Origin of the sequence: Catenulispora rubra (assembly GCF_015356825.1) — a bacterium.
GTDB classification, from domain to species: domain Bacteria; phylum Actinomycetota; class Actinomycetes; order Streptomycetales; family Catenulisporaceae; genus Catenulispora; species Catenulispora rubra.
In genome coordinates this window covers 1-8,278 of the sequence record NZ_JAACYW010000408.1, presented here as the reverse complement: position 1 = coordinate 8,278, position 8,278 = coordinate 1, and the positions used below count along the sequence as shown (strand labels likewise).

Annotated in this window: 7 protein-coding genes; 3 read left to right on the top strand and 4 right to left on the bottom strand. The window is 69.6% G+C overall.

The annotated features are described in order from the left end of the window. The 3 genes from GWK61_RS50550 to GWK61_RS50540 form a co-directional block, all read left to right on the top strand. On the top strand, positions 1–687 hold a 687-nt coding region (locus GWK61_RS50550), incomplete at its 5' end, for a sigma factor-like helix-turn-helix DNA-binding protein (protein ID WP_194921093.1). Next, entirely contained in the window at positions 684–1,283 is a 600-nt protein-coding gene (locus tag GWK61_RS50545) for a hypothetical protein (protein WP_194921091.1), read from the top strand. The genes GWK61_RS50550 and GWK61_RS50545, both read left to right, overlap by 4 nt. 181 nt (positions 1,284–1,464) lie before the next feature. Then, a complete protein-coding gene (locus GWK61_RS50540) occupies positions 1,465–1,836 on the top strand; it encodes a hypothetical protein (protein ID WP_194921090.1) in 372 nt (123 codons plus the stop codon). 87 nt (positions 1,837–1,923) lie between these two features. Here GWK61_RS50540 and GWK61_RS60340 read toward each other — a convergent pair whose 3' ends face one another. The 4 genes from GWK61_RS60340 to GWK61_RS50520 form a co-directional block, all read right to left on the bottom strand. Then, the gene (locus tag GWK61_RS60340; protein WP_194921088.1) at positions 1,924–4,725 is read right to left on the bottom strand and encodes a discoidin domain-containing protein; all 2,802 of its coding nucleotides are present in this window, start codon (positions 4,723–4,725) and stop codon (positions 1,924–1,926) included. 82 nt (positions 4,726–4,807) lie between these two features. Beyond that, complete coding sequence (locus GWK61_RS50530) at positions 4,808–5,791, bottom strand: carbohydrate ABC transporter permease (protein WP_194921085.1); 984 nt, start codon at positions 5,789–5,791, stop codon at positions 4,808–4,810. Next, positions 5,791–6,867, bottom strand: a complete 1,077-nt coding sequence (locus GWK61_RS50525) for a carbohydrate ABC transporter permease (RefSeq protein WP_194921083.1) — start codon at positions 6,865–6,867, stop codon at positions 5,791–5,793. Before GWK61_RS50525 ends, GWK61_RS50530 begins: the two co-directional genes overlap by 1 nt. Next, positions 6,864–8,222, bottom strand: coding sequence for an ABC transporter substrate-binding protein (locus GWK61_RS50520; protein WP_194921081.1), 1,359 nt, complete (start codon positions 8,220–8,222; stop codon positions 6,864–6,866). Before GWK61_RS50520 ends, GWK61_RS50525 begins: the two co-directional genes overlap by 4 nt. Positions 8,223–8,278 lie beyond the last annotated feature (56 nt).

Genomic DNA, 8,278 nt, shown 5'->3' with positions numbered 1-8,278 from the left:
GGGCCGGGGCGGTCCGCCGATCCGTGGTGGCTAGAGCCGTTCCCCGGCGATGTGGACGACCTGACCGCCGGGCCCGAGGCCCGCTACGACGCGCGGGAGTCGATCGCGTTGTCGTTCATCGCGGGGCTGCAACACCTGCCGCCGCAGCAGCGTGCGGTGCTGGTGCTGCGAGACGTGCTCGGCTTCCCGGCGGCGGAGACCGCGGGCATCCTGGGCACCACGCCGACCGCGGTCAACAGTGCCCTGATCCGGGCGCGCGCCGCACTGCCGCCGGAGCAGCACCCGCACGAGGTGCCGATGCCGAAGTCGCCGGCCGAGGCCGCGGTCGTCGACCGGTTCGTGAGCGCGTTCCAGCGCTTCGATCTGGAGGAGTTGCTCGCGCTGCTGACCGACGACGCCCGGCTGACGATGCCGCCGGAGCCCGCCGAGCACCGGGGACCCGGGGAGATCGCGCGGTTCCTTCTGCAGACGCATCGGGGGCAGGAGTTCAAGCTGCTGCCGACGCGGGCCAACGGGCAGCCGGCGCTGGTGTTGTACCTGTCCGATCCCCAGGCGCCGATCTGGCGGGCGTGCGGGCTCATCGTGCTCGCGGTGCGAGGCGAGCAGATTCAGGCGCTGACGCGGTTCGCGAGTATGGGTTCGCTTTCTCGGTTCGGCTATCCACGGACGCTGCCGCGGGACCGGTGAAGTCCGGAACGGATCGCCACCATGCCGATGAAGAACTGGCCCCTGACGAAACGACCCGCGAAGAACCGATCCCTGAAGAACCGGCCCCGAAGAACCGTCGCCGTGGCCTCGCCGCCGCTGCCGCCGCCCTCGCGGCGCTGGCGGCGTTCGGCCCCACGTCCCCGGCGTCGCCCGCCGTCCACGCCGACCCGCCGCTGCCGGCCGCGACGGACATCGTCAGCGTCGGCTCGGAGACCACCGACGCGCTCGACGACGCGTTGGCGACGGCGTACGACGCCTCGACGCCGACCCCGGCGAGCAAGTACTACAGCTGGGACTCGTACGGCTCCTCGCCGATCACGCCGAAGGCGGGCGCGGACAGCATCGCTCGGCCTGCCACTTCGAACGAGGCACTGTCGCTCTACTACCAACGGAACCTCTACCACGTCGTACGATTCGCCGACTGGACTGGCGCGCGCGGACCGGCGCTGAAGGCCTTCCTCGGCCGGAAGGCCCAGGGCTGCTGGCTGTGCACCAAGGGGTATTCGCTGACCACCAGTTTCGGTTTCCACCTGCTGCCTCTTGCTGCCTGCGGTGTGACGATCGTGCCGCAATAGCCACGGGGATCGAGCACTGAGTCGGCGTTGAGGGCCGGAGGTGCACCTTGGGTGTCCATACTTTGCGCAACACACATCTGCAATTTTCAGTCTACTGCTAGCATCTTGCGCTCCGTCGTCGCAACAGGCATCTTGTACCCAAGAAATCCGTCGCACCATGTCCGAGCTACGAGGAGCTGCTGTGAAGCTGAAGTCTCTGCGTTCGAGCCGCCTGGGCGCCGGCGCCGCCACGGCGGCGCTCATCGGCGCCGCGGTGCTCGTGCCCGCGTCGGCGGCGCGGGCCGGTACGGAGCCGCCGATCATCGCGGGGTTGTACTGCAACAGCTGGGGTGCCAACCAGTTCTTCTGCTCGATGTCTGTCGAAGGTGGGATTTCGCCCTGGACCTCGTACTGGTCGGGCGCGGCGAACGTGAGCGGCTTCGGTTCCCACGGCGAGAGCTACACGTTGGGAACCTGCACGACGCAGGGCCTGTACACCCAGGTCAACGTTGTGGTGTCCGACGGCTACGGCTACTACTCCGCACAGTCGTCCTTCGGGTTCACCTGCGCATAGCGCGCGGGCTTGGACCCACAGGCCGCCGGCCCGGCGCGGGACAACGCGTCGGGCCGGCGGCGTGATCAGCCTCCTGGTAGGTGTGGATCAGTGTGCGGAGAAGGACTGCGGCACCAGCCCGTAGGCCGACAGCCCGCTGATGGCCATCTGGCCGCCGGTCTGGCCGCCGTTGTCCGGCCGGTCGGCGACGACCCGGAGGTAGCGGGCCCGGACCGGCGCGTCGAGCTGGATGCCGGTCAGGCCGCCCATGGCGTCGGTGCGGCGGGCGACCGTGTAGTAGTCGGAGCCGTCGAGGGACACGTCGACGTGGAACGCGGTCGCGAACGCGGTGTGCGCGGCGCTGTCCGGCTGGAGCAGGGTGATCACGTCGAGCGAGCGGGCCTGCTGGAGATCGACCTGCTCGATCCAGCGGTACTGCTGCGTCGCCTGCGCGTAGGTGTTCGGGTCGCCGTCGACCGCATAGGAGGGCAGCGAGTTCGGCTGCATCTGGGCCTGCGTGCCGTCGATGTACAGCGCCTGCGCCGGCTTGCCCAGCGCCAGGTCCGGCTGCGGGGCGGCGGGAGCGGCCGGGGCGTACGCGCCGACCTCGGTGATCGCCATCTGGCCGCCGGTCTGGCCGCCGTTGTCCGGCTTGTCAGCGACGATCCGCAGGTAGCGCGTGCTCAGCGGCGAGGAGAAGACGACCGGGACGGTGCCCCAGCCGCTGTCCGTGACGGTGCCGACCGTCGTCCACGCACTGCCGTCGGTCGAGGCGTCAACGTGGAACGCGGTACCGAAGGCGCGCTGCGGCATGCTGACCGTCATCGAGCCGAGCGTCTGGGACTGCTGCAGGTCCACGATCAGCTGCCAGCGGTACTGCCCGGTGGCCTGGACAGCAGTGCCGAGGTCGCCGTCGGTCGCATACGAGACCTGATCCCCCGGCTGCAACTGCGCGGTGCTCCCATCGAGGTACTGCGCCTGAGCCGGCTTGCCCAGCGCGAGGTTCACCGGTGCCGTGCCCCTCGGCGCGGACGCGAGGCACGCGTACTGCGACTCGAGTCCCGCAGCCGCGAGCAGCGAGGCGGGCACGCCGGTGCCGTCCGAGGACACCTGGATGTTGCCGCTGATGTTGACGTTCGACGGGTTGCCGGCCGGCCAGTCCGGCGTGGTGTTCTCGGCGTAGTTGCCGGTGAAGACGAAGTCGCCGTACGGCGTCCCGTTCCCCTCGTAGCTGCCGCCCATGGACGGGATGTCGTTGCCGTAGATGGCGTTGCCGGTCATCGTGATGTACTGGCTGCCGCCGTCGGTGTAGATCGCGTGCCCGACCGCCCCGGCGCCGTAGCGCACCACGTTGCCGCTGATGGTCAGCCCGTCGGCGAGCGAGTCGCCCTCGATGCCGAGCACGTAGATGCCGCCGCCGTCGATGCGCTGCTGCAGGAAGTCGTAGACCAGGTTGTTCAGGATCTTGTTGCCGGTGGCCTCGGTCGCGGCGTGGCCCCAGCCCCAGTTCGAGCTGATGCCGCTGTAGGGCACGTTGTTGATCTGGTTGTGCTCGATGACGTCGTCGCGCGTGTAGCCCTGGAAGATGCCGACGCCGCCGGTGTACTCGACCGCGATGTTGTGGACCCAGTTGTCCGCGACCGTGTTGTTCGCGGGCATCAGGTTCAGGTCCGCCGGGGCGGCGTCGGAGCCGTTGCCGATCTCCAGGCCGTTGCCGGAGATGTCGGTGAACTGGTTGTCCTGGATCGTCGAGCCCTCGACGTTCTGGCCCAGCTGAAGTCCGGCGGCGCCGAGGTGCTCGAAGGTGCCGCCGGTGATCGACAGCCCCGAGGTGTGGTCGAACACGACGTTGCCCGGCGTCATGGTCCAGGCGCCGTAGGGGCAGGTACCGGGGTCGGTGGTGGAGAAGCGCGTGCACGTGCCCTCGGTGCTGTACGCGTTGTTCCCGGTCAGGCGCATGTTGGCCTGCACCTCGGCGAAGCCGTCGGGGCCGTTCGGCTCGGTCCAGCCGCCGTACTCGAAGGAGAGGCCCTTCAGCGCCAGGCCGGTCAGCGGGTTCGCCTCGGTGCCGGTGCCGGAGACCAGGGTCTGGAGGCGCGGGATCTCGACGTCCGCGGTGGTCAGGTTCTGGCCCGGACGCGGCAGGTAGTACATGGTGTGCGCGGACCGGTCGAGGTAGAACTGGCCGGGCTGGGTGAGCAGTTCCTTGGCGTTGTCGACGAAGCTCGGCGTGCTCGCGTTGACGCCGTACGGCTTCAGGGTGATGTTCTGGAAGCAGGGTTCTTGCATCGTCACGGTGGTGCCGGAGACGGACGCGATACCGCAGCGCAGTTGGGTCCAGCTGGCGTTGTAGCCGAATTCGACGTCTGTGATGTTGCCCCAGCCGTCCAGCGTGGTGCCGGAGGCGGTGTAGCCGGTGGCGGTCTGGGTCAGGCCGACCGGCACGGAGCCCTGGGCCCGGTTGGCCCGGACGCCGTCGACGTACAGCTGCCGGGTGTCGGTGCCGGCCGGGACGTTCGCCTGCCACAGGCCGCTGCCGCCGGACGCCTGCGTCCAGCCGGTCACCTGCTCGCCGCCGCTGAGCACCGGGTGTGCGCCGGGGGCGGCCTGGTAGGTGACGGTGTTGCCGCCGGAGGCGGAGTCGCCCTGCGCGGCGTCGAAGGCGAGCGTCTGGTCGAGGCGGTAGGTACCGCCTTGAAGGACGACGGCGACGCTGGTCTGCGAAGCACGGACGGCCTGCCGCGCCTGCTGCTGCCCCTTCTGCAACGAGCACGGATCGGCGGCGGAGCAGTCGTTGCCGGAACCGTTCGGCGCGACGGTGAACGTGAGTCCCGCGGCCGGGTGATGGTGGGCGGCCTCGGCCGACGCCGCCGGGCCGGCGACGAACCCGGCGGCCAGAGCGACGGCCACGGCTATCGCGCGCGCGGGCCTTGCCGATCGCGGGGGCCTCGCGGATCGTGCGGTTCTTGCTGATCTCAGTGTGCGCATGGTTTCACTCCTTGGTCGAGCCGGCGAGCATGCCCGAGACGAGCGCCCGCTGGGAGAAGAGGAAGAGCACGAGGACAGGCAGGATCGCGATGATGATCGCCAGCGCCAGTTCCGGACTGGTGATGTCCAGGCCTTTGCCGGCGACCGGGTTGAAGGACGGGGTGGAGGACAGCAGTTGGTTCAGCCCCACCTGCACCGGGAACTGCTGACTGCTCGGCAGGACCAGGTAGGGCAGGAAGAAGTTGTTCCAGTTCCCGACGAAGCTGAAGAAGGCGACGAGCCCGATCACCGGCCGGGCCAGCGGCAGCGCCACCCGGCGGAAGATCTGCCACTCGTTCGCTCCGTCGATGCGGGCGGCGGCGAGCATGTCGCGCGGCAGGCTGGTGGCGAAGTAGATGTAGACGAGGTACACGCCGAACGGGAAGAACGAGAACGGCAGGATGATCGACCAGGCGGTGCCGATCAGGTGGAACAGGTTCAGCTCCAGGAAGATCGGCAGCACCAGGGCCGCGCTCGGCATGATCATGACGATCAGCGTGACCGTCAGCAGCAGCTTGCGGCCGCGGAAGTTCATCAGCGCCAGCGCGTAGCCGGCCGGGATGCTCGTGGCCAGCGTGAGGATCAACGCGCCGCCGGAGTAGACCGCGGAGTTGCGCAGCCACAGCCAGATGGCGCCGTTCTGGAACGAGGTCAGGTGCCGCCAGGCCGCCGCGAGCTGACCGAAGGACCCGAAGGAGAGCGGGAAGCCGCTGTTCAGCTGGGCGTCGGTCTTGGTCGGTGCCAGCAGCAGCCAGAGCACCGGGACCACGAAGAACACCAGCAGCGCCACGATGATCGCGGCGACGACGAGCGTCGAGACCAGGCGCGAGCTGCGGCGGGCGGCGCCAGTCCGGGCGTCGGGCGTGCGGTTGGTTTTGCCGCCGGACGTGCCGCCGGACGTACCGTCGGAGCCGCCGCCGGACCGGGAGCCGGCCGAGAGGATCGTCATCAGTCTTCATCCACCTTGAACAGGCCGGACCGGGTGACCAGCAGACCGGCACACACCAAGCCGATCGCCAGCAGCACCAGCGAGATCGCGGCGGCGCCGTTGAAGTCCCCGTTCTGGAACGCGAAGACATAGGCGAGCTCGTTGGGCGACCACGTCGGGCTGACCCGGTTCAGGCTCGCCGTCTGCAACAGCTGCGGTTCCACGAACAGCTGAGTGCCGGCAGCGAAGGCCAGGATCGCCATGTAGACGATCCACTTGCGGATCATCGGGATCTGGATGCGCCAGGCGATCTGCCAGGGCCCGGCGCCGTCGATGCGCGCCGCCTCCAGGACCTCGTCCGGGATGTTGTTCAGCGCGCCGTACATCACCACGATCCAGCCGCCGGCCCCGGTCCAGAACGCGATCAGGACGAGGATGACCGGCAGGTTCCCCGGAGCCAGGACCTGGTCGAAGTTCTGCATACCGAGCGCGCGCAGCAGGCGCGCGGCCGGGCTGACCGCCGGGTCGAGCATGAACAGCCAGACCAGCACGCTCGCCACGCCCGCGAGCGCCCCGGGGATGTAGAACAGGAACCGCAGCACCGCCGAGACGCCGCTGCCGACCCGGCTGCGCAGGATCACCGCGACCACCACCGTGAGCACGACCACGAGCAGCAGCCACATCACCAGGTAGACGCCGATGTCGGCGAACGCCGGGCCGAAGCGGAAGTCCTGGAAGACCTTGGAGAACTGGCCGAGTCCGGTGAACTGGCCGTCGGCGTTGGTGAAGGCGAGGTAGACCGAGTAGCCGGTCGGGAAGACGCCGAACGCGAGCAGCAGGACGGTGTAGCCGGCGACGAACAGGTAGCCGACGCGGCCGGTCCGAGCGCCCTGGTCGGCCGGCCTGGCGCGGCCGACCCGGCTGGCGCCGCCGACCCGACCGGTGCGGCCAACCCGACCGGTGCGACCGGTGCGACCAGCCCGACCGGCCCGCTCCGTCTCACCGACCTGCCCCGACCGCCGCGCCCGGAACCGTGCCAGCCCGCGGGAGGCGTCGTCCGAGGACCCGGCGAGCGGCGGTGGCTGAAGCGCCGTCATCGCGTGACGACCGTGTACCCGACCGACTTCGCCTCGTTGACGATCGCGGTCTGCCAGGCGGGCAGGGACGAGCTGAGCGACTTGCCGGCGGTCAGCGCCGACAGCACCGCGTTCGACCACGGCGTGGCGTCGCTGAACTTGGTGTTCGACCAGCCGGTCCACACCTCGTTCGCGGCGGCGAGGAAGACGTCGGAGACGTCGGTGGCGAAGTAGCCCTTGTTCGCCGGGTTCGCCAGCCACGCCTTGGCCCCGGCGACATAGGCCGGGTAGGTCGGCGCGCCCTGCAGGTTCTCCGTCGAGGTGGTGAGCCAGGTGGTGAGGTCGGTGGCGGCCTTGATGTTGGCGCTGTGCGAGGAGATCATCCAGATGCCGCCGCCGACGTTGCCGGTGGCCGTCGTGCTCTGGCCGTCCCACTTCAGCGGCGCCGACGCGGCGATCTGGCCGGCCGGGACCTTGAACGCGGAGTTGAACAGGTACTGGCCGTACCAGGAGGGGCCGACCGCCATCAGGACCTTGCCGCCGTCGAAGCCCTTGGTGAAGAAGCCCTGCGTGCTCACCGCCTTGTCGGCGATCAGCGGATCGAGCAGGTTCGCCATCCGCGTGCACTCCGGCGCGGTCAGGTCCACCTTCAGGGTGTTGTCGCCGACCAGCTGCTGCGCCGGGCACTGGCTGGACCAGAAGTAGGACTCCTGGGAGTTGGTGTCGCCGACCGCGCCGACCACGTAGCCGGGGTGCTCCGCGGCGACCTTCTCGCCGAGCGCCTGGTACTGCTCCCACGTGGTCGGGACCTGGTAGCCCCACTGGTCCATCAGCTTCTTGTTGTACCAGGTCACGACCTGGGCGATGTCGTTGCGCAGACAGTAGGTGTGGCCGCCGGCCTGGCAGGGCGAGAGCGAGCCGGCGGCGAAGCCCTGCAACGTCGAGGCGGGCACCAGCTGGTCGACCGGCGCGGCGAAGGCCTTCGCGCTCGGGTTCGTCGGCACGCTGGCCCACGTGACGTCGGTCGGCGAGGCGAAGACGACGTCGGGCCAGCCGCTGCCGGTGCGGTCGAACAGCTGCACCTTGGTCTGCAGGTAGGTCGAGCCGTCGGCGCTGCCGTCGTAGGTGACGATGTTCATCTTCACGGCCGGGTGTTCCTGCTGGTACTTCTGCACGTCCGGCAGGCGCGTGGAGTCGGCCCAGACCGTGATCGCGGCGGCGTTGTCCTGCGCCGCCTGCTTGAACTCGGACGGGGCGCCGGCGGTCTTCGTCGTGGTGCTCGCGCATCCCGACAGCGCCGCCGCGACGCCGACGACGAGTGCGGCGGCGGCGATCGTCCGTCCGCGGGTGCGGGCGACTGTGCGTGGAGACATCATCGTCTTGCCTTTCTGAGGGAGGGGTCGGGCAGGTTGTCGGGCGGGTTGTCAGGTGG